General features: G+C 65.5%; 18 protein-coding genes and 1 pseudogene. 7 read left to right on the top strand and 12 right to left on the bottom strand.

Features of this window, described 5'->3' with window-relative positions; all coding sequences use genetic code 11:
- The 4 genes from VMJ11_RS20945 (at position 1) to VMJ11_RS20930 (ending at position 7,161) form a co-directional block, all read left to right on the top strand.
- Entirely contained in the window at positions 1-2,775 is a 2,775-nt protein-coding gene (locus tag VMJ11_RS20945) for a fimbria/pilus outer membrane usher protein (protein ID WP_325621354.1), read from the top strand.
- 147 nt (positions 2,776-2,922) lie between these two features.
- Positions 2,923-4,353 (top strand): fimbrial protein, encoded by a 1,431-nt coding sequence (locus VMJ11_RS20940; RefSeq protein ID WP_325621352.1) that lies wholly within the window; start codon positions 2,923-2,925, stop codon positions 4,351-4,353.
- Positions 4,354-4,588: 235 nt separating this feature from the next.
- Entirely contained in the window at positions 4,589-5,320 is a 732-nt protein-coding gene (locus VMJ11_RS20935) for a molecular chaperone (RefSeq protein WP_325621350.1), read from the top strand.
- Positions 5,321-5,715: 395 nt separating this feature from the next.
- Positions 5,716-7,161 carry an MFS transporter gene (locus tag VMJ11_RS20930; protein ID WP_325621348.1) on the top strand — a complete coding sequence of 482 codons (1,446 nt, stop codon included), beginning with the start codon at positions 5,716-5,718 and terminating at the stop codon, positions 7,159-7,161.
- Between the two features lie 64 nt (positions 7,162-7,225).
- On the opposite strand, the gene VMJ11_RS20925 is transcribed toward VMJ11_RS20930, so the two are convergent.
- From VMJ11_RS20925 to VMJ11_RS20910, 4 genes are all read right to left on the bottom strand, one after another.
- The gene (locus VMJ11_RS20925) at positions 7,226-8,131 is read right to left on the bottom strand and encodes a LysR family transcriptional regulator (RefSeq protein WP_325621346.1); all 906 of its coding nucleotides are present in this window, start codon (positions 8,129-8,131) and stop codon (positions 7,226-7,228) included.
- A 290-nt stretch (positions 8,132-8,421) separates the two neighbouring features.
- Positions 8,422-8,805 (bottom strand): VOC family protein, encoded by a 384-nt coding sequence (locus tag VMJ11_RS20920; RefSeq protein ID WP_325621344.1) that lies wholly within the window; start codon positions 8,803-8,805, stop codon positions 8,422-8,424.
- Positions 8,806-8,818: 13 nt separating this feature from the next.
- Complete coding sequence (locus VMJ11_RS20915; protein WP_325621342.1) at positions 8,819-9,796, bottom strand: hydroxymethylglutaryl-CoA lyase; 978 nt, start codon at positions 9,794-9,796, stop codon at positions 8,819-8,821.
- A 15-nt stretch (positions 9,797-9,811) separates the two neighbouring features.
- Positions 9,812-11,002, bottom strand: coding sequence for a CoA transferase (locus VMJ11_RS20910; protein WP_325621340.1), 1,191 nt, complete (start codon positions 11,000-11,002; stop codon positions 9,812-9,814).
- Positions 11,003-11,262: 260 nt separating this feature from the next.
- Here VMJ11_RS20910 and VMJ11_RS20905 point away from each other — a divergent pair, with 260 nt between their 5' ends.
- Complete coding sequence (locus VMJ11_RS20905) at positions 11,263-12,282, top strand: D-2-hydroxyacid dehydrogenase (RefSeq protein ID WP_325621338.1); 1,020 nt, start codon at positions 11,263-11,265, stop codon at positions 12,280-12,282.
- A 45-nt stretch (positions 12,283-12,327) separates the two neighbouring features.
- Here the strand turns inward: VMJ11_RS20905 and VMJ11_RS20900 are convergent, their stop codons facing one another.
- The 3 genes from VMJ11_RS20900 to VMJ11_RS20890 all read right to left on the bottom strand — a co-directional run bounded on the left by VMJ11_RS20900 (position 12,328) and on the right by VMJ11_RS20890 (position 15,915).
- Entirely contained in the window at positions 12,328-12,573 is a 246-nt protein-coding gene (locus tag VMJ11_RS20900) for a hypothetical protein (RefSeq protein ID WP_325621336.1), read from the bottom strand.
- A gap of 211 nt (positions 12,574-12,784) precedes the next feature.
- Positions 12,785-14,146 carry an MFS transporter gene (locus tag VMJ11_RS20895; RefSeq protein ID WP_325621335.1) on the bottom strand — a complete coding sequence of 454 codons (1,362 nt, stop codon included), beginning with the start codon at positions 14,144-14,146 and terminating at the stop codon, positions 12,785-12,787.
- A 131-nt stretch (positions 14,147-14,277) separates the two neighbouring features.
- Positions 14,278-15,915, bottom strand: coding sequence for a gamma-glutamyltransferase family protein (locus VMJ11_RS20890; protein ID WP_325621334.1), 1,638 nt, complete (start codon positions 15,913-15,915; stop codon positions 14,278-14,280).
- Here VMJ11_RS20890 and VMJ11_RS20885 point away from each other — a divergent pair.
- The gene (locus VMJ11_RS20885) at positions 15,914-16,048 is read left to right on the top strand and encodes a hypothetical protein (RefSeq protein WP_325621332.1); all 135 of its coding nucleotides are present in this window, start codon (positions 15,914-15,916) and stop codon (positions 16,046-16,048) included. The two genes, VMJ11_RS20890 and VMJ11_RS20885, sit on opposite strands and share 2 nt — an antisense overlap.
- Before the next feature lie 32 nt (positions 16,049-16,080).
- Positions 16,081-16,944: a LysR family transcriptional regulator gene (locus VMJ11_RS20880; RefSeq protein ID WP_325621329.1), complete on the top strand. Its 864-nt coding sequence runs from the start codon at positions 16,081-16,083 to the stop codon at positions 16,942-16,944.
- A gap of 113 nt (positions 16,945-17,057) precedes the next feature.
- On the opposite strand, the gene hutG is transcribed toward VMJ11_RS20880, so the two are convergent.
- The 5 genes and pseudogenes from hutG to VMJ11_RS20855 all read right to left on the bottom strand — a co-directional run.
- Positions 17,058-17,867, bottom strand: coding sequence for an N-formylglutamate deformylase (hutG, locus tag VMJ11_RS20875; RefSeq protein WP_325621327.1), 810 nt, complete (start codon positions 17,865-17,867; stop codon positions 17,058-17,060).
- Between the two features lie 31 nt (positions 17,868-17,898).
- The gene (locus tag VMJ11_RS20870; RefSeq protein WP_325621325.1) at positions 17,899-19,317 is read right to left on the bottom strand and encodes a formimidoylglutamate deiminase; all 1,419 of its coding nucleotides are present in this window, start codon (positions 19,315-19,317) and stop codon (positions 17,899-17,901) included.
- Positions 19,314-20,537 carry an imidazolonepropionase gene (gene hutI / locus VMJ11_RS20865; protein WP_325621323.1) on the bottom strand — a complete coding sequence of 408 codons (1,224 nt, stop codon included), beginning with the start codon at positions 20,535-20,537 and terminating at the stop codon, positions 19,314-19,316. Before hutI ends, VMJ11_RS20870 begins: the two co-directional genes overlap by 4 nt.
- A complete protein-coding gene (locus tag VMJ11_RS20860; RefSeq protein ID WP_325621321.1) occupies positions 20,534-21,226 on the bottom strand; it encodes a HutD family protein in 693 nt (230 codons plus the stop codon). Before VMJ11_RS20860 ends, hutI begins: the two co-directional genes overlap by 4 nt.
- Positions 21,223-21,394 (bottom strand): annotated as a pseudogene (locus VMJ11_RS20855) (urocanate hydratase); the annotation flags it as partial. The gene VMJ11_RS20860 and the pseudogene VMJ11_RS20855, both read right to left, overlap by 4 nt.

The raw sequence follows: 21,394 nt of genomic DNA, 5'->3' as shown, positions 1-21,394 counted from the left end.
ATGGAGGGCGCCGTGCACGCTGCGGCGAGCCTCACGCGCCACGCGGCAAGTCGTGCATCGAAAAAAGACCCGCATTCGCCCTGCGGGCTGTCGCTCGGCATGGTCGCGCTCGGCTTCGCGGCGCCAGCCTTCCCGCTGCTCGCCGCGCCCGACGTCGCCGAAACCAGGAGGCCCGGCATCGCCGCGCCGGCGTACAACTTCGACAGCCAGCTTCTGCTCGGTTCACCGCTGGGCGTGGCTGATATCGAGCGCTACAACAAGGCGAGCGTCATCGACCCGGGCCGCTATCAGGTGGACATCTATCTGAACGGCAACTTCATCTCGCGCAAGGCCGTTGACTTTCGCTCGGCCCAGGACAGCGAACCCCACCCCTGCCTGAGCGATGTGTTCCTGCGCGAAAGCGGCGTGCTCGTCTCCGGCATCAAGTCCGGCGACGACAACGTCGACGCCGCGCCCGCCGAAGCGCCGTTGCCCGATAGCCGCAGCGGCATGACCACCAGCGCGGACACAGCCGGCGACACGGTCACGCCCGGGGAATGCCTGCCAATCGCAGGGCGCGTCGAAGGCGCGTCCTCGGTATTCGACCTGTCGCGGCTGCGTCTCGACATCAGCGTCCCCCAGGCGCTGATGAAAAGCACGCCGCGTGGTTCGGTCGACATCAAGAACCTCGACGCCGGCCAGACCATGGCCTACCTCAACTACGACACCAACTACTACACATGGTCGGCGCTTGGCCTCAAGACCAATTCGTTCTATGCCGGCCTGAACGCGGGCGTGAACTTCGGTCTCTGGCGCCTGCATCAGCAGTCCTCCTACAGCTATTCGGACGGCGGCAATATCCGCTACTCGCGCTGGAACACTATCCGCGCTTACGCCGAGCGGCCCCTGCCGGGAATTGGCAGCAATCTCGTCGTCGGGCAGAGCTTCACGAGCGGCAACCTGCTGAGTTCGGTCGGCTATACCGGCATTCACATCGAAACCGACGAGCGTGCCCTGCCCGATTCGATGCAGGGTTATGCGCCCGTCGTGACCGGCATCGCGAATACGAATGCGCGTGTGGTCATCAGCCAGAATGGCAATGCGATCTACCAGACCACCGTCTCGCCAGGACCATTCAGGATTACTGATCTCAATCCGACCAGCTTTCAAGGCGACCTGACCGTTCAGGTGTTCGAAGCAAACGGACACGTGTCCACGTTTGTCGTGCCGTTCTCGGCCGTGCCGAACTCGCGGCGTGCAGGTGCGTCCCATTACAGCTTGACGCTTGGCAGGGTGCGCCAGATCAAGGGCGCAAATGCCATGTTCGCGGACCTGACCTACGAACGCGGCCTGACCAACAGCCTCACGCTCAACGGCGCCACCCGCCTGGCCAACGACTACCAGGCGCTGCTAGCGGGAGCGGTGTTCGCCACCCGCATCGGCGCGTTCGGCGTGAACGCGTCATGGTCGAACGCGCTCGACGTGCCCGGTCATCACACCAACGGCTGGCTCGGCTCCGTCACCTACAGCCATACGATCGCGGCAACGCAGACTACCTTCGCGCTCGCCGGTTACCGCTATTCGACGAGCGGCTATCGAGATTTCGTCGACGCGCTCGGCGCGCGCGCCGCCTTTGGAAGAGGCCAGGCCTGGTCATCGAGCACGTATCAGCAACGCAACCAGTTGACGGTCAACGTAAATCAGGACCTCAACAGCTACGGCTCGCTCTCGTTGTCGCTTGGCGTGAGCAACTACTACGGGGCCAGGTCACGCGATACGCAGTTTCAGATCAGCTACAACAACCGCTACCGTTCGTGGAGCTACAACCTGTCGTTCGTGCGCCAGCACACCGGGTCGCTCTATGCGACGTACGGGCCGGGCTTCTTCTCGGGCGAAAGCCAGACAGGCATGCAGACGGGCATCCAGTATCCGGCCTCGAACGCCTTCATGGCGACCGTATCGATTCCGCTCGGCGCCGGGCCGCGCACCGCTTCGCTCTCCGGCGGCGTCACGCTCGCCTCGAATTCGAGCAGCACGTATCAGACTTCGGTCTCCGGCATCGCCGACGAAGCCCAGACCTTCAGCTACGGCCTCACAGGCACGGCGCAGAGCGGCGGCGGCCAGCCCAGCATCAGCGGCAACGTCCAGAAGAACCTGCCGACAATCACAGTGGGGTCGAGCTACTCGCATGGCAACGGCTTCTGGCAGGTCGGCGCCACAGCGCGCGGGTCGGCGGTCGCGCACAGCGGCGGCGTCACCTTTGGGCCCTGGCTCTCCGACACCTTCGGCATCGTCGAGGCCAAAGGCGCCGAGGGCGCGGCGGTGCGCAACGGCCAGGGCGCGCAAGTGGATCGCAGGGGCTATGCGATCGTGCCTTCGCTCACGGCCTATCGCTACAACGACGTCGCGCTCGACAGCAAGGGCATTAGCGGCAACGCGGAGCTCACGGGCAACCCGTTGCGCGTCGCGCCCTATCCGGGCTCGGCCGTGCTGCTGCGCTTCTCGACCCTCACCGGCCACGCCGTGCTGATCCGCTCCACGCTGCCGGACGGCAACCCCCTGCCGCTTGGCGCCGACGTCCTGAACAGCGACGGCGCCACCATCGGCATGGTTGGCCAGGGCGGCCAGGTCTACGCGCGCGTGCCTTCGGACCGCGGCGTCGTCACCGTGAAGTGGAGCGAGCGGCACGACAGCCGGTGCGCGATTGCTTACGACTTGAGCGGGCAGGATCTAAAGGCCGCCCTGCTGAACCTGACGGCCGCCTGCACCCCCATTGAGGCGTCGGCCACGCCATGAGCAACGCCGCGCATAACGTGCGCATAACATGCGCAGACTCTGCGCAGACCGTGGGCGAACCCGGGCACGCAGCCCGGCGCCCGGCCGCTGCGCTCCGTCATCGACAGAGAATCCGACACAACAGACCCGCAAACAGGAGCGCCGCCCATGTCCGGCATATTCATCCGTTTTCGTGTACGCCAGTTCCTCGCGCATCGAACCAGCCGGCTGACGCTGCTCGCCTGCGTGCTCGGCATGGGCCTGCCCACATCGTCATGGGCGGTGTCCAAGTTGACGGGATGCTACAGGATCACGAGGCTCATAACGAACGTGGACAGCGCGTTCTATACCGATCCCGGCACGATTACGTCGAACTGGACAGGTGCGAGCGACACAGCGGGACAAGGTGCCTACCCGATGACCGTCACGATCAACACGCCGCCCTTCGTGCCCGACGGCACGTTGCTCGGCAGCGCGACTTCGCCGATCTATAACTTGGGGGCCAACGGCGTGGGCACCTATAGCCCCGAAATGGTCCTGTTCCGCTGCTCGCCCGAGGCCGCCACGGCCAATGGGCTGTACGAGTACTACGCGACGAACGGCGACAACGAACATGCGGGCAAGTGGGACGCGAGCGCGGACTCCGGCATTCCCGGCACCTACTACACCTATTACAAAGGCCTCATATCGCGCATCACGAACCTCGCGACGGGACGCTACAGTTCCCGCTACTGGGCCGCGCGGCAACTGACGGGCCTCGACAAGGACAGCCAGGGGTGGCTCCTCGTGAAAGCCAGAAACTTCAGCCAGTACAAGCTCGAATTCTTCCAGTGCAGCACCTGCACCGCACACTATTCCAGCACCTCCGCCAATCCCGGCTACTGGTCCCACACCCGACCGGTGGGTTATGTGGCATTCGTCGCGCCCAACTTCGGCGGCAGCGTACAGGTCGGCGCCGACAGCAGCACGGCATTTTCCGGGTTCCCCTTCAGATGGCCGGGAGCGATCGCCCCCTATCACACCGTCTATATCAGGCGAACGGCAACCTGCGCCGTGACCAATGTCACACCGGTCGTCTCCTTTCCCTTGATTACCGTGAGCGAGCTGAATCAGGGCCTCACCCGGCAGTTGCCCGTGACGATTCAGATGCGATGCCAGTCGGCGACCCCATCGGGCATGACCGCTTTCTCGAGCGGCACCGCGGCCAACCAGACCGCACTCGGCATCCTCGCGCAGCCGGCCAACGCACAGGCAGCGGTCAAGGCAGGACTCAAGACCACGGGCAGCGCCGTGACCTGGCTGCTCTCGGACAACTACGGCACGGATCCAACGGTTGCGACCGGCGTCGGCGTCGCCCTCACGAGACCAGGCGGCGGCGCGCTGAACTTCCTCACGAACCAGTATGTAACGATGGGCGGCGCGAAAGATGGCTGGGATCCGGTCCTGAACGACGCGACCTCGATCGGGTCGCCGGGCGTGGGATTGACTTCGTATTCTCGCAGCATCATCGCTACCTTCAAGGCCTTCGCGCCTGGAACGGTGCCCGTCACGCCCGGCAGATACAACGCCACCGCGCAGGTTATCGTCCGTGTCCAGTAAGCCCGAGCGCAACATGGGTTCCGCCTCGCTTTGCCGTATTCGCGGATGCGACTCAGGGCCGGGGGGCCGTCGTGTGCGGCCGGACGCCCGGCGGCCCCCGGCAGGCACCCTGCGCGTGCTCGCGGATGCCATCCGACGCGTCGCGCACGCCCTGCGCCCCCTCGCAGACATTCGCCAGCACCTCGCAAACACCCGGCGTCCCCTTCGCCTCGCCGGCCTCGCACTCGCGCACGCTATGCTGCTGGCCGCCACGCTGAGCCCGCCGGCTCGAGCGGGCGTGACGCCCGAAGCATCGCGCGTGGTATTTCCCGCTGGCGAGACCGAGCAATCGCTGCATGTCTTCAACGCCAACACCTGGCCCGTACTGGTCCAGGCATGGGTCGACGACGGCCGCATCGACGCCGTGCCCCAGGAATCGACCGCACCGTTCGTCACGCTGCCGCCGATTTTCCGCATGGCCGCGGGCGACCAGACCAGCCTGCGGATCATCTACTCCGGCGCGAACCTGCCGTCGGATCGCGAATCGCTGTTCTGGCTCAACCTGTACGAGATTCCGGGCTTGCTCAAGCATCAGCTCGACGATGCGCGGGCCGTCGTGGTCACGATGCGCACGCAGATCAAGGTCTTCATGCGCCCGGCCGGACTGCCCTACGGGCCGCGCGAACTGCCGAAGCGGCTCGCATTCTCGCTCGCGAAAGCCGCGGGCAAACTCACGCTCAGGATCGGTAACCCGACGCCTTACTACGCGACCCTCAGCGCGGTCCTCGTGAAGGCCGGCGGCCACTCGCAGCAAATCACGCCCGACATGGTCGCGCCGCTCTCCGAGTCGACGCTCGAACTCGACCAGTTCGATCAGTTCGATCAGTTCGATGCCCAGGCGGTCGAAAGCGCCGAAGTACTGTTCTCGCTGATCGACGACGACGGCACCCCTGTGATCGAGAGCGTCAAGGCCGAACTCGCGCCTTGATGGAAGCCGGATGCGCGGTTGCCCGCTTCAAGCGAAACCGGCCGACCAGCAGCCTATCCGCGTGCCTGCGACGACGCTTGCCAGATTGACAGCGATTTTCACAGCTTGTGGATATCGTCAGGATGACTTCAGAAACCGCACCCGGTTCCGTCTTCATTCCCCGACGCGAGGCTGCCAGGCGCCGCGTCAAGGCTGTCGTCTTCATCCTCTCTCGCGCCGCAAACGCCATTGGGCGCCTCAAAAGCCTTTCTCGCCAGGAAAGTACGCTTGAGGCTTGCTCAATTTTCGCGCAGACGAAAGTCACCCAGACTAGCCATCACACCCCGTCCGTAACGAATGCGCCGGGCGTGCCCAAACCGCGGTCCAATGCGCGGCACCAGAAAACCGGAGACAGCATGAAAACCCATCCCCTGGACCTCGGCGGCAGTGTGCCGGGCGAGGCCCCGCGACACCCGCCAGCCGCCGAAGCCCCGTACCGCCCCTCCCATGACGTCACGTTCAGCAGCTTCATGGACGACATGCCAGTGGGCGCGTTGCACCGGTTCGTGGTGTGGGTCATCGGCATCGGCCTCTTCTTCGACATGTACGAGATCTTCCTCGTCAGTTCGGTCGGCGCTGCGCTGCAGAACGAATACGGGCTCGATGCGCACAGCCTCGCGTTCAAGCTCCTGCTGGCCTCGGCCTTCGTCGGCATGTTCTTCGGCTCGCTCTGCCTCGGCAGTCTCGCCGACCGCATCGGCCGGCGGCGCGCTTTCCTCTTCACGCTCGCCTGGTACAGCGCGTTTTCGCTGATCGCCGCGTTCTCCGTGGACGCCACCATGCTCGTGATCTGCCGCTTCCTCACGGGGGTGGGCGTCGGCGCGATCTATCCCGTGGCCGATAGCTTTCTTTCGGAAATCCTGCCGAAGGAGCGCCGCGGCCGGCTGGCCGCCTGGGCCTATACCACTTCGTATGTCGCGGTGCCGTTCGTCGGTTTCCTCGCGGTGTGGCTCAATCCGTTGCATCTGGGCGGCATTGCGGGGTGGCGCATCATTCTCGCCATCGGCAGCCTCGGAGCGGTATTCGTGCTGGCCGTCCAGCATCGCCTGCCCGAGAGCCCGCGCTGGCTGCTGGCGCAAGGCCGCTCCGACGAAGCCCATGCCATGCTGCGCCGCTTCGCCGAAAGCGCCGGCGTACACATGCCGCAGCGCTTCGCCGGGGCGCAAGTGCATCGACACCCCCTGCGGTTGAGCGAACGTATCGCCCTGCTGCGTCGCGCGCCTTATGACAAGCGTTATCTGATGCTCGTCGTCTTTCACCTGTTCCAGGGCTTCGGCTATTACGGCTTCGGCACGCTCGCCGGCGTGGTCGTGAAAAGCCGCGGCATCGACGTAACGGGCAGCACGCTCTTCGTCGCCCTCTCTTTCCTCGGCTATCCGATCGGCTCTCTGCTCTCGGTGCCGCTCCTCAGCTGGATCGAGCGCCGCACGCTCGTGATCGCCTCGCTGATCTCGATTGCGATCTTCGGTCTCGGCTTTGCCTATTCGGATCATCCGGCAATGATCGTCTGCTTCGGCCTACTGACTACTTGTGCTTCGAATGTATTCAGCAATGCCTATCACGTTTATCAGGCGGAGATCTTTCCGGCCAGCGTACGCTCGACCGCCATCGGCAGCACCTATTCGCTATCGCGCATCGTCAGCAGCGCGCTGCCGTTCATTCTGCTGCCGGTGCTCACCCAGCATGGCCCGCTCGCGATGTTCGGTGTGATTTCGGGCGCACTCGCTATCGTGGCCGTCACGTTGCGTGCGCTCGGCCCGCTCACTACGCGGCGCAGCCAGGACGAAATCAATCCGGTCTGATCGATCTCGCCGCCAACCATCGACTACCGGGGCAGCCGCCGCTACAGGCGGCCTGCCCCGGTTCTCATTGCGCCGCGCGCGCCGACATGTAGTCGAACAGGCTCACGATATCGGAGCTCGGCTGGCTGCCGGCCTTCACCCCTACCCAGAGCGTGCGTGTCGCCCATGCGTCCGCCAGCTTCACCTTGACGACGCCAGCCTTGCCGCGATCGTCGCTCACGGCGTCGCGCGGCAGGATGCCGATGCCGAGCCCCGCTTCGATCATGCGGAACACACCGTCGAAGTTCGAGGCCTGGATACGCAGCTTCAATGATCGTTCGATGGCGAACGCCGCGTCGGTCATGCGCGCGAGCAGCGAGCTGCCGTCGCTCAAGCCCACGTAGTCTTCGTCGAGCGTATCCGCGAAGCGGATCACGTCGAGGTGCGCGAAGCGGTGACCGCGCGGCACGAGCAGCACGAGTTCGTCGCGGCGATAGAGCCGCCGCTCGATGCCTGGCGCCGGAACGTTGTCGGCGAACACGCCGAGGTCGGCCTTGCCCGATCCGAGCGCCTCGACGATCTCGTGGCTCAACCGTTCTTCGAGGCTGACCTTGATGCCCGGATGCTCACTGAGAAAGCGCGCGAGGTCGACGGGCAGGAACTGCACGATCGCCGACGTGTTCGCCCACATGCGCACGTGTCCGCGCACGCCGGCGGCGTAGTCGCTCATTTCGGTCGCCATGCGGTTCACCTGATCGACAACGCGCGTTGCGTGCTCCAGCAGCGCGTGCCCCGCGGGCGTGAGATCCACGCCGCGCGCGCGGCGGATGAACAAGGCGCAGTCGGTCACGCTCTCGAGCTCGGCAATGCGCTTGCTGACCGCCGAAAGCGTGAGCTGGCCATGCTCGGCTGCCTTCGTGAGGCTGCCGTGCTCCGCAACGAGCAGGAATACCCGCAGCGACTGCAGATCGAAATGAAGAGGATTGACCATGATGGATGAGCAGGAAGCGATGCCGGCGCGAAAAACGATTGTCCTGCATCGCGCGCCATGGCGGAAGCCCACGACGCGAAGCAGCGAAGTGGCGATGCGGCGATGCGCACGTTGCTCGCTGCCGTGAAGATAGGGGAACGGAGGAGCGGACGTGCTGCGATGCACGTCCGCTTGCCAGCCATGCAGGCCGGCATGCTCGCCGCCGTCCGGCGCCCCCCGGTTCGACGGCGAAACAGGCAAGACGGGTACGACAACGGGCGTGAGCGCCATTCCCGCGTCGGAACCCCGGCCTAAATCAGCTCGGAAATCTCGATGAGGTTCAAATCCGGGTCGCGCACATAAACCGAGCGAATCTTCTGCGTTGCGCCCGTCCGCTCGACCGGCCCCTCGACGATCGGCCACTTCATGGCCTCGAGATGCGCGATCACGGCGTCGAGCGGCACCGCCGCGATGAAGCACAGGTCGAGCGCACCCGGCACCGGCACATGCGCCTTCGGCTCGAACTCCGAGCCTCGCACATGCAGATTGATCTTCTGGTTGCCGAAGCGAAACGCGAGCCGGCCTGCGCCAAAGGTCTCCAGTTGCATCTGCAACACTTGCGTGTAGAAGTGCTTCGTCGCCTCGGGGTCCACGCAGGTCAACACCAGATGGTCGAGGTGGTCGATCAATGCCATGCAAAGCTCCTTGTCATGAGAATGCCCGTTGCCCGGACTTGTCTTGCGCCTGCTCCGGAACCGGGTGCAGGTCGAGGCGGCGGCCGGCCTTGAGAATCTGGCTCGGTACGTCGTGGCCGATCAAGCCGGGCAGAAGCGCCGCGGCGTCGAGCACGGCCGCGAGATTGACGCCCGTGTCGTAGCCGTCGAGTTCGAGCATGTGCACGAGCTCTTCGGTACAAACGTTGCCCGTCGCGCCAGGCGCATAAGGGCAGCCACCCAGGCCGCCGAGCGAGGCGTCGAAGCGCACGATGCCCGCATCGAGCGCCGCGAGCGTGTTCGCGAGCGCCATGCCGCGCGTGTTGTGAAAATGCAGCGTGAGCTCGAGCGCGCCGAACGCCTGCGCCGCGCGTTCGCACAGCGCGCGAACCTGCGCGGGATGCGCCATGCCGGTCGTGTCGCAGAGCGTGATGCCCTGCACGCCCAGTTGCTCGAACCGCTGCATCCAGCCCAGCACACCCTCCAGCGGCACGTCGCCTTCCATCGGGCAGCCCATCGCCGTGGAGAGCGAAACGTTGATCGCCACGCCCGTGCCGCGCACCGCGTCGATCACGTCGCGCAACTGCGCGAAGGATTGCTCGCGCGTCATGCGCAGATTGGCGCGATTGTGGCTCTCGCTCACCGACATCACGAGGTTCACTTCATCCACGTTGCACGAAAGCGCACGCTCGGCGCCGCGTACGTTGGGCACGAGCACCGTGTAGACGACACCCGGCACGCGCACGATGCCGTGCATCACCGCCTCCGCGTCGCGCAGCGCGGGAATCGCCTTGGGCGAGGTGAACGAAGTCACCTCGATTTTCGCGTAGCCGCATGCGCTGAGGCGGTCGATCAATGCGATCTTGTCGTCGGTGTCGATGAAGGCGGCTTCGTTCTGGAAACCGTCACGCGTCGCCACTTCGTTGATGTACAGCCGCTTGCCCCGGATGTCTTCCCTGTTGCTTGTCGTCATCTTGCCGATCTCCTTTCAGATCACGCCGCGCGCACGCCATGCTTCGCGCGTCGCAGCATCTATGCCTATCGATTCCAGCACCGTGTCGGTATGCTCGCCGAGCGTCGGCGCGCTGTGCTCGATCTTGCCGGGCGTGCCGCAAAGCTTCGGCACGATGCCCGGCACCTGCACCGCCGTGCCGTCGGGCAAGGCGTCTTCGACGATCATCTCGCGCGCGTGGTAGTGCGGATCGGCCGCGATGTCCGCGACATCGTAGATGCGCCCCGCAGGAATGCGGGCTTCGTTGAGCCCCGCGAGCACCGCGTCGAGCGTGTGGCGCGCGGTCCATTCGCTGATGGCGGCATCGATACGCTCGACCTGCGCGACACGCCCGTCGTTCTGCGCGAGCGCGGGATCATTGCCGAGGTCCGGGCGCCCGATCAGTTCCATCAGTCGACGAAAGATGCTGTCGCCGTTGCCCGCGATCAGCGCGTACTTGCCGTCGCTGCACCGGTAGGCGTTGCTCGGCGCGATGCCCGGCAGACTGCTGCCCGCCGGCTGGCGCACGGCGCCGAACACCGAATATTCGGGCAGCAGGCTCTCCATCATGTTGAAGACGGATTCGTAGAGCGCGACGTCGACGACCTGCCCCTTGCCGCCCTGCTGCTCGCGATGTCGCAGCGCCAGCAGCACGCCGATCACGCCGTGCAACGCCGAGAGCGAGTCGCCGATCGAGATGCCGACGCGCACCGGCGTACGCCCGGGCTCGCCGCTCAGGTGGCGCAGGCCGCCCATCGCCTCCGCGACCACGCCGAAGCCGGGCCGGTCGCGATACGGCCCCGTCTGCCCGTAGCCCGAGACGCGCAGCATGATGAGGCCGGGATTGATCGCGCTGAGCTCGTCCCAGCCGAGGCCCCAGCCTTCGAGCGTGCCGGGGCGGAAATTCTCGATCAGCACGTCGGTTTGCGCTACGAGACGGCGAATCACGTCCTGCCCTTCGGGCGTGCGCAGATCGAGCGTGACCGACTCCTTGTTGCGCGACTGGGAGGCCCACCACACCGATGTGCCGTCGTGCAGCAAACGCCATTTACGCAGCGGATCGCCGACGCCCGGCGGCTCCACCTTGATCACGCTCGCGCCGAATTCGGCGAGCATGCGGCCCGCGAACGGGCCCGCAATGAGCTGTCCGAGTTCCAGAACGCGGATTCCTTCGAGTGGTCGTGGCATGGCTGTGTCCCCTGGCTGTTGCGACTATGAACAGCATCATGAACCCGCCCGCCCGCTTTGATAATCGATGCTTGCTCAATCTGGCTTGAGCAAATGGAAAGGGTGCGCGATTGCTCACCCGGTTGAAGCGTTTCCCGCGTCGCGTGGCCTGGGCTGCGCGTTTCCTCACCGGAAAGTCAGCTGGCGCAATGCGCAATCCACGCTCATGCGCGGCAAGGGACAATGAACGGACAGACCCTTTTTCGCTCAAGGCTCGCACCATGCATGTCGTCTTTCTCGATCGCGCGACCCTCGCGCCCCAAACGCAGCTTCGCCCGCTGCCTTTCGAACACACGCTGGAAACGTTCGATCACACGGCACCCAACGAAGTCGCTTCCCGCATACGTAACGCGCACATCGTCATCACGAACAAAGTGCGCCTCACCGCCAAAGCGGTGGACGGCGCGGCGCGCCTGCGCATGGTCGCCATTGCCGCCACGGGCACGGATAACGTCGATCTACGCGCCTGCGAGGCGCGCGGCGTTGTGGTGAGCAACGTGCGCGACTATGCCGGCCACAGCGTGCCGGAGCATACGTTCGCGTTGATATTCGCACTGCGTCGCAGCCTGCTCGCATACCGCGACGCCGTGCGAGCGGGCCGTTGGCTCGAATCGCGGCAGTTCTGCTTTTTTGATTTTCCGATCCACGATCTCGCCGGATCGACGCTCGGCATCATCGGAGACGGCGCGTTGGGGCGCGCGGTGGCGCAAATGGGACGCGCCCTGGGGCTGCGCATCCTCTTCGCGGCGCGCAAGACGCGCAGCGATGCGCAAGCGGGCTACGTGCCGCTCGATACGCTGCTCGAACACAGCGACATCATCACGCTGCACTGTCCGCTCACGGCGGAAACACGGCATCTGATCGACGGCACGGCGTTCGCGCGCATGAAGCGGCGGCCCTTGCTCATCAATACGGCGCGTGGGGGACTCGTGGACGAAGCGGCGCTCGTCGAGGCGCTCCGGTCCGGTGTGATTTCAGGCGCAGGATTCGATGTCACGACGCAGGAACCGCTCCCTGCCGATCATCCGTTCCAGGCCATCCTCTCGCACCCGGCATTCATTCTCACACCCCACGTTGCGTGGGCGAGCAACGAAGCCATGCAGGCACTCGCGGATCAACTCGTGGAGAATATCGCGGCATTTTATGAGGGTCGGCCACGAAATGTCGTGGCTGCGGTTGCAACTGCGGTTGTGACTGAGGCGATCACCGGGATCCCCACTTCAACCGTGACTGCGCGTTGAGCGCAGAGCGCGGCAGCCGCGTGAAGGCTGCCTGCGCACGAACCATCAAGCCAGTTCGGGCTGTTTTGCGTGCCACTCGTCGACGGCTTGCTTTGCCGTTTGTTCGACCATGCTGAGCGCCATCAGCACATCGATCTTCAGTTTGGGAATCGCAAGCTCGACGCAAGGCAGCTTCGCCTCTTGAGCTTGTGCTTCGATTCCTTCCACAACTGCGCGGCACAGCCATTGCGTGTCCGTCGCATCTGCTTTCGCATCGACAGTGACTCGAAAGCCACGATATTCGACTGCCATACACTCTCCCGAAACCTGACAAAACGTAATTCTCGCCCCGCCGGCCGGCGGTGAGGGGCCGACTATATCACCACTTGCGAACGCGTTCAGCGAGCTCCGCGCGCGGCTTCGAAACAGGCCGCACAAAAGCGCCGCGCCCGCATTCACGCCCTGTTTTAGCGGGCGATTCTGCGGGCGCGGCATCAAGCAACTCGATCAGGACTTCGGATTATCAGCTGGCGAGCGAGGCCTGCATCGCAGACCGCCGCATCGTTCGCCAGCCTACGATCGCGAGCGAAATACCCGAGATCACGGCGGCAAGCGAAACGTAATAAGCCGGCGCGAGCGTATCGCCGGTCACGTGGATCAGCAGTTCGGCAATGGTCGGCGCAAAACCGCCGAAGAGCGTCACTCCCAGGCTATAGGCGATCGAGAGCCCAGCCGAGCGTACGCGCACGGGAAAGATCTCCGACATCAACGCGGGCATCGGGCCCGAATACGCGGCCTTGAACACGCCTGCCGCACCTTGCAGCACGAGCAGCCAGCCGAGCGTGGGATGGCGCTGCAGCATCGCGAACATCGGATAGGTGAGCGAAGCAAGCAGAACCGACGTGGTCAGCATGATGCGCACGCGGCCGATGCGATCCGAGAGCGCGCCCATCACCGGCGAGAGCGCGAACTGCAGCCCGCCGTTGAGCACGACCACGCCGAACGAAGTGGCCGCGGCCATATGGAGCTGCTTCACCGCGTACATCGGCATGTAGAGCTGCAAGATGTACACACCGACGGTCGATTGCGCCACGATGCCCACCGCGAGCACCAGGTTGGCCCATTGGCGCGTGAGGCGCGGCTCATTCGTTGCCTGCGCATCTTGTTGCACCCGCGCTTGCTGGTTCGCGACGAACTCCGGCGTCTCGTCCAGATGCGAGCGAATGTAGTAGCCCACGGGCCCGAGCAGGAGTCCGAAGAAGAACGGCACGCGCCAGCCCCATGCCTGCAGTTCCGCGGGCGGGAGCCACCACGCGAGCAACGACCCAAACGAAGCCGCGAGAATCGCGGCCGCGCCCTGGCTCGCGAACTGCCAGCTTGCGTAGTAGCCGCGCCTTGCGGGGCTATGCTCGACCATGAACGCCGTCGCGCTGCCGAACTCGCCCCCCACCGCGAAGCCTTGCACGAGGCGCGCGAGCAGGATCAGCAGCGGCGCCGCAATGCCGATGGACGCATAAGGCGGCATGAACGCCATCGCCAGCGTGCCTGCCATCATGAGCGCGATGGCGAGCGTGAGCGCCGCCTTGCGCCCCTTGCGGTCGCCGTAGATGCCGAGCACGATCGCGCCGAGCGGACGCATCAGGAAGGAAATGCCGAAGGTGCCCACGGCAAGCAGCGTGGAAAGCCACTCGTCGTGCACGGGGAAGAATTGCTTCGCGATGATCGGCGCGAAGTAGCCGTATACGAGGAAGTCGAACCACTCGAGCGCGTTGCCGATCGACGAGGAGAAGACGATGCGGCGCACCATGGCGCGGCTGAGCGGCGCTCGGGGCGGCGACGCCTCTGCGGCCCGCGGGCCGCCCGAACCTGATGACCGGGTTTCCATCTCAGTCCCCTCCACTTTCATTTGGTGTACTCATCGATTGCCATCCACCGAGTGGAATACTTCCCGCTCCCGGTGAGACACGGAACGCGGCGCCTCGCGCGAGGTGCGCCGCGACATGTGCCATTCGTGGCCTAGAAGCCCGCTGCGAGTCCGTCGCGCCGCGTGTCGCTCGCAGCCACGTAACCGCGCTCGGGATCGTTGCGATCGAGCTTCCAGATGAACTGGCCCGAGCCGAAGTCCATGTACGGATCGTCGATGCCCTTGATCTCGTGGCCGAGACCCTCCAGCGCGCGTGCCGTCTGCGCGTCGAAGGTGGACTCGATATCGAGCGTGAAATCGCGGTTGACCTTCCAGCGCGGCGCATCGCACGCAGCCTGCGGCTGCTGGCCATAGTCGAGCATGCGGACGACCGACTGCAGATGCCCTTGCGGCTGCATGTCGCCGCCCATCACGCCGAAGCTCATCACCGCCTCCTGGCGGCCGTCCACCTGCTGCGTGAGGAAAGCGGGAATGATGGTGTGGAACGGGCGCTTGCCGCCCTCCACGACGTTCGGTGAGGCCGGGTCCATCGAGAAGCCGCAACCGCGGTTCTGCAGCGCGATGCCCGTGCCCGGCACGACCACGCCCGAGCCGAAGCCCATGTAGTTCGACTGGATGAAGCTCACCATCATGCCGCGCTCGTCCACGGCGGAGAGATAGATCGTGCCGCCCGAGCGCGGCATGCCGAAGTCGAAATGCGTCGCGCGCTTCGGATCGATCAGCTTCGCGCGCTCCTTCAGGTAGGCGTCGTCGAGCATCTGCTCGGGCGTCACTTCCATCGAACGCGGATCGGCGACATAGCGATAGACATCGGCGAACGCGAGCTTCATCGCCTCGATCTGCAGATGCTGCGACTCGACGCTGTCGAGCGCGAGCGAACCGATGTCGAACTGTTCGAGAATGCCGAGCGCGATCAGCGCCGCAATGCCCTGCCCGTTCGGCGGGATCTCGTGAACGGTGTAGCCGCGATAGTCCTTGCCGATAGGCTCGACCCATTCGGGGCGATAGTTGCGCAGATCGTCGAACGTGAGCGCGGCGCCGCCTTCACGCGCAAACGCGGCGATGCGTTCGGCGAGTTCGCCTTCGTAGTAGTCGCGCGGGCCGCGTTCGGCGAGCCGGCGCAGCGTGGCGGCGTGGCCAGGCAGGCACACGCGCTCGCTCACTTCGGGCGCCCGGCCGCGCGGCATGAAAGTTTCGGCAAAGCCCGGCTGGTTGTGCAGCTCGGGAATTGCGGCCTGCCACTTGCGCGTGACGATGCTCGCCACCGCGTGGCCGCGCTCGGCGATTTCGATGGCCGGCTCCATGAGGTCCGCGAACGGCAGCGAGCCGAACTTCGCGTGCAGCGCCTCCCAGCCGGCGATCACGCCGGGCACGGTCACCGTGTCCCAGCCGCGCTTGGGCTGCTGCGCGAGGCCGTTTTCCTCGCCGTATTTGCGACGGAAGTAATCGACGCTCCATGCCACCGGCGCCGGACCCGATGCGTTCAAGCCGTGCAGCTTCGCGCCGTCCCAGACGAGCGCAAAGCAGTCGCTGCCCAAGCCATTCGATACCGGCTCGACCACCGTGATCGCTGCCGCAGCGGCAATCGCGGCGTCGATGGCGTTGCCGCCCTTCCAGAGCATGCGCAACCCCGCCTGCGCGGCGAGGGGATGCGAAGTCGAAACGATGTTGCGGGCGAACACCGGCAGACGCGGTGTCGGATACGGGTTTTGCCAGTTGAAGCGCGTCATGGAAGTCCAGGCTCCGGTAATGAGTGAAAGCGCGGCCGCCGTTGCGCCGCGCCGCAAGCCGCACGTGCTCGCTGCTCGCGCGGCCCATGCCGATTCATCGATTATCTTGAAGGACCAGGCAAAAAAATATTAATATTTTATTGTTGATACTCAAGATTTTCTTACATGTTGACTCTACGCATGCTGCGCACCTTGCAGGCCGTCGCGCGCAGCGGTTCGTTCGCCACGGCGGCCGAGAAGACCGCGCTCACGCAGGCGGCCGTGAGCCTGCAGATGCGCGGGCTCGAAGAGGCGCTGGGGCGGCAGATCTTCGACCGCCGCGCCCGCCAGGTCGCGCTCACGCGCGAAGGCCGCGAGATCTGCGCGAAGGTCGAGCATATTCTCGCGCTGATCGACGAGTTGCCGGCCAGTGCGGGCGATACGATGCGCGGCTCGGTCATCATCGGCGCGGTGGTATCGGTGATCGGCGCGCTTTCGCTCGCCGTTGCGCATCTGAAAACCGGCCACCCGGAGCTAGAGGTGCGCCTGACCTCCGCCCGCTCGAACGAGCTTGCGCGCATGGTGGAAGACGGCGACGTCGATCTCGCGGTGGTGGTCGGCAGCGCCGATGGTTCGCTGCATGAAACGCTCGCCTGGACGCCGCTCTACGAGGAACCGCTGATGCTCGTGACGAGCCGCGCGACGCCGGGCGACGACGCACGCCGCATCCTGCGCGAGCGTGGCTTCCTGCGCTTCGACCGGCGCGTGCCGACCGGGGTCGTGATCGACCGCGCGCTTGCCGAGCTCGCCATCGAGCCGCTCGAGTACCTGGAGCTGAATTCGATCGAAACGATCGTCTCGCTGGTGCGCAACGACGTGGGTGTCAGCGTGCTGCCCGTGCTGCAGGGTGGCAATTGGAAGAGCGATCCGAATTTGCGGCTCGTGCCGCTACCTGGGCCGCCGTTTATCCGCGAGGTGGGTATGATCCACCGGAAAGTGCACAAGCAGAGCTTGCTGACACAGACGATTGCAGAGATGTTGCGAAGGTGAGGGGTTGTGTTGATGCGGGCTTGCGTCGAGCACATTGCGCAAAAAATACAAACGGCTCTGGATCTCACGATCCAGAGCCGTTGTGCATGTGCTTATTGAATGAACCAGCAGCCTCAAGCCGCCGCTTCGTTCATCACCTTTATCGCCTCGAGCGCCCCGCCCACCATCTCACGCAGCACGGGCTGAACCTTCTCCGCGAGCGCGGGAACGTAATCGAATGGCGCCGTTTCGTTCATGTACACCGACTGGCACATCTCGAGCTGGATTGCATGCACGCCATCCTGCGGCGCACCGAAATGACGCGTGATATAGCCACCCTTGAAGCGGCCATTCGCGATCCAGGTATAACCGCTCGCCGCCGCCGCGCGTTCCGCACGCGCCTGTGCCTCTGCGCTCGTCGTGCGTCCGTCCTGGGTGCCGATGTTCAGGTCGGGCAGCTTGTCGTCGAACAGCCGCGGCAGCACGCTTGCGATCGAATGCGCCTCCCACAGCAGCACGTTCGCGTGCGCCGCGCGCAGGCGTTTCAACTCGGCGCCGAGCGTGTCGTGATAGGGCTGCCAGAACGTCTGCACGCGACGCTGCCGTTCCGCCGCATCGGGCGCACAACCTTCGCGATAGAGCGGTTCGCCGCGAAACGTTTCGGTCGGGCACAGCGACGTGGTGGTCTGGCCGGGATACAGGCTCTCGTCGTTCGGCGGACGGTTCAGGTCGATCACATAGCGCGAGACGCGCGCACCGAGCACGGTCGCGCCCAGCTCCTTCGCGAATGCGTAGAGGCGGTCGAGATGCCAGTCCGTATCGGCGACAGTCAGGGCGACGTCCGTGTACTGGCCACGCATCGCCGCGGGAATATGCGTGCCCAGATGCGGAATCGAAATGATGAGCGGAGCCGTGCCGCGTTCCAGTGAAAAGATTTCGGTCATGGGAAAATAGTCTCGTGAGTGGCGCGGGGGATCAAGCCTCGGCCAGCAGTCTGGCGAGCGTTGCACGATAGTCGGCGTAGAGGCGTGCCTCGTCGCGATGGCGTCGTCCTTCCACGACTTTCTCGCCGCCCGCATACACGTCGAGCACCGGCGTTTCGCCATGTTCGCAGAACACGACCGACGACAGCCACGTGAGCGGCTTCTGCTCCGCCAGGTTCGGATGTCGAGCGTCGAGCACGATCCAGTCCGCGCGTGCGCCCTCCCTCAATGCGCCCACCTTGCGCCCCGTCGCGGTTGCGCCTCCGGCGAGTGCCGCGTCGAAAAGTCGGTCGGCGACCTGCGCGCGATGCGGCGCGGCCAGCACGTTGCGTTCGCGTCGCGCGAGCCGTTGGCCATATTCGAGCAAGCGCAACTCCGCGCGCCAATCCACGCCGATATGGCTGTCCGAACCCACGCCAAAAGCTCCGCCCGCGTCGAGATAGTCGCGCGCCGGGAAAATGCCGTCGCCCAGATTCGCTTCGGTCGTCAGGCACAGGCCCGCAATCGCACCGCTCTTCGCGAGCGCGGCCGTCTCCTGCGCATCGACATGCGTGGCATGCACGAGGCACCAGCGAGCGTTCACGTCGAAGCGGTCGAGCAGCCATTGCACGGGCCGCGCACCTTCGGTCCCGATGCAGGCCTCGACCTCGGCCGTTTGCTCTGCGATGTGAATATGCACGGGAGCGCCGGGTAGCCCGCTATCGAGACCTTCGAGCAGTGCACGCAGCGAGTCCTGCGAAACCGCGCGCAGCGAATGCGGCGCGACGCCATAGCGCAACGCACCATGTTCGGGCTGCCACGCACGCAACGCCTCGACGATACCGAGCAACTGCTCCGGCGTATTGATGAAGCGGCGCTGGTCCTCGCGCGGCGCGCGCGCACCGAAGCCGCTGTACTGATAGAGCACGGGCAGCATCGTCATGCCGATGCCCGTTACCCCCGCCGCGTCGACCACGCGCTGCGCCAGTTCGGCGGGGCTCGGGTAACGCTGGCCATCCTGCGCGTGATGCACGTAGTGGAATTCGCAAACCGACGTGTAGCCCGCCTTGAGCATCTCGACATAGAGCCAGCGTGCGATCGCGCCGAGGTCGTCGGGCGTGATGCGCGCGGCAAAGCGGTACATCAGGTCGCGCCAGCTCCAGAAGCTGTCCGTGGGGTTCGCGCGGTATTCGGTGAGACCTGCCATCGCGCGCTGGAACGCGTGCGAATGAAGGTTAGGCATCCCAGGCGTGATCGGACCTGCCGCGCTCCCGACGCCTTGTGGCGCCTGCGCGAGATCGGGCGTCACGCGTCGCAGCGTGCCCGTTGCGTCCCATTCGAGCAGCACGTTGCGGCGCCAGCCGTCGGGAAGGTACGCGTGCTCCGCGAAGAGCGCACGTGAAGCCGGATTCTTTTCGATGGTGTGATTCATGCGTCAAGACCACGCTTAAAAACGGTTTTGCCGCCGCGCACCACGCGTGCGCAAAGCGGGCGGCCGATCCAGTAGGCAAGTTCCGCGAGCGACTGCACCGGCCACACGGCAAAGTCCGCGGGGCGGCCAACGGCGAGCGTGCCATGACGCTCCACATCGCCGAATGCCTGCGCGGCATGCCGCGTCACGCCCTGCAATACCTCGGGCACGGTCATGCGAAACAGCGTGGTCGCCATGTTCATCATGAGCAGCAGCGACGTAGCGGGCGACGTACCCGGATTGCTGTCGGTCGAAATGGCGATCGGCACTTCGTAGCGCCGCAGCAGATCGAGCGGCGGCAGTTGCGTTTCGCGGATGAAGTAATACGCGCCCGGCAGCAGCACGGCCACCGTGCCGGCGTCCTTCATGGCGGCAACGCCCGCTTCGTCGAGAAACTCCAGATGGTCGGCCGACAAGGCGCCGTGACGCGCCGCGAGCGCCGCGCCACCGCTGTTGGAGAGCTGCTCGGCGTGCATCTTGACCGCGAGCTTGCGCCGCGCGGCGGCCTCGAACACGCGCTCGCTCTGCGCGAGCGAAAAGCCGATTCGTTCGCAGAACACATCGACGGCATCGACGAGTCCTTCGTCGGCGAGCGCGGGGAGCATGCGCTCGCACACTTCGTCGATATAGTCGTCGGCGCGGCCTGCGAATTCGGGTGGCAACGCGTGCGCACCGAGGAAGGTCGTGCGCACCGTGACCGGATAGCGCTCGCCCAGCAGCCGCGCAACGCGAAGCATCTTGCGTTCCGACGCGAGATCGAGGCCATAGCCCGATTTGATCTCGACGGCCGTTACGCCCTCGGCCAGCAACGCTTCCAGACGCGCCGCCGACTGCGCGAGCAGCGAAGCTTCGTCGGCAGCGCGTGTGGCGCGCACCGTCGACACGATGCCGCCACCCTGCCGCGCGATCTCTTCGTAGCTCACGCCAGCCAGACGCTGCGCGAATTCATCGGCGCGCTGGCCGCCGTAGACAAGGTGCGTATGGCAATCGACGAGGCCAGGCGTCACCCAGGCGCCCCCCAGGTCCTCGCGCGGCCATTCGGCGAATTGCGGCGGCAGCTCGGCCACAGCGCCGAGCCATGCGATCTTGCCGTCTTCCACGGCGATTGCCGCGCTTTCGACGGTATGGCCCGGATCGCCATTCGGGCACAGCTTCAGGTTCTGCCAAAGAGTGCGTTTCATTGGGTCTGCACGGCACCGTGCGATGCCGTGTCCGTAGTGTCTTGCTGCAGCACGTCCAGCGCGACGGCAAGCAACGCGCCAGCGCCGTGCGTCTCGATTTGCACCGGGCAGTGAGCGTCGAGCGTATCGATGCGCAGCGTATCGCCCGTCTCGAGACGGACATGGCGATCGCCGTCTACGCGCACGTCAAGCTCGCCTTGCGCGCAATACAGCAGCGCCGTTTGCGCCTGTATCCTGCGCCGCTGGTTTTCGCGCCACACTTCGAGCGTGCCGCGCGCCGCGCCACGACGCACCATGAGATTGAAGTCGCGCGTGGGGCCATTCACGAGGCGTGCTTCGATTTGCGCTTCACCCGCAAAGTGCGCCACGTCGAGCGGCTGCGTGAGCGCGTGCATGATGCCCGCCTCGTCGAGCAGCATGCCCGCCCCTTCGAGCAGCACCAGCGTGCGATCCACGCCCTCGAAGCGCGAGAAGGGCCCCGCCTGCGCGACATCGGCCACGCTCACGCGCCACGCGAACGTGTCGAGCGACGCGGCCACCTGGGAGTGCGGCTGTGATGCTCCTGCGGCCAATGCAGCCACCGCAATCTCGCGCGTGACGCCGCCGCCGTTCTTCCACGGCGACGCCACGAGCGCCGCACCGCGCAGCAACGTGAGTCCGGCTGCGTGCACTGCCTTCGCGCCGCTCATCGGCCCAGCATCGGCAGCTTGAGCCCCGCCTCGCGCGCGGTCTGCTGCGCGAGTTCGTAACCGGCGTCCGCGTGGCGCATCACGCCCGTGGCCGGATCGTTGAGCAGCACGCGGCCAAGCCGCTCGTGCGCCGCCTGTGTGCCGTCCGCCACGATCACCACGCCCGAG

Origin of the sequence: Paraburkholderia sp., from assembly GCF_035501035.1 — a bacterium.
In the GTDB taxonomy this organism is placed as follows: domain Bacteria; phylum Pseudomonadota; class Gammaproteobacteria; order Burkholderiales; family Burkholderiaceae; genus Paraburkholderia.
This window is presented reverse-complemented; position numbering and strand designations above follow the sequence as displayed.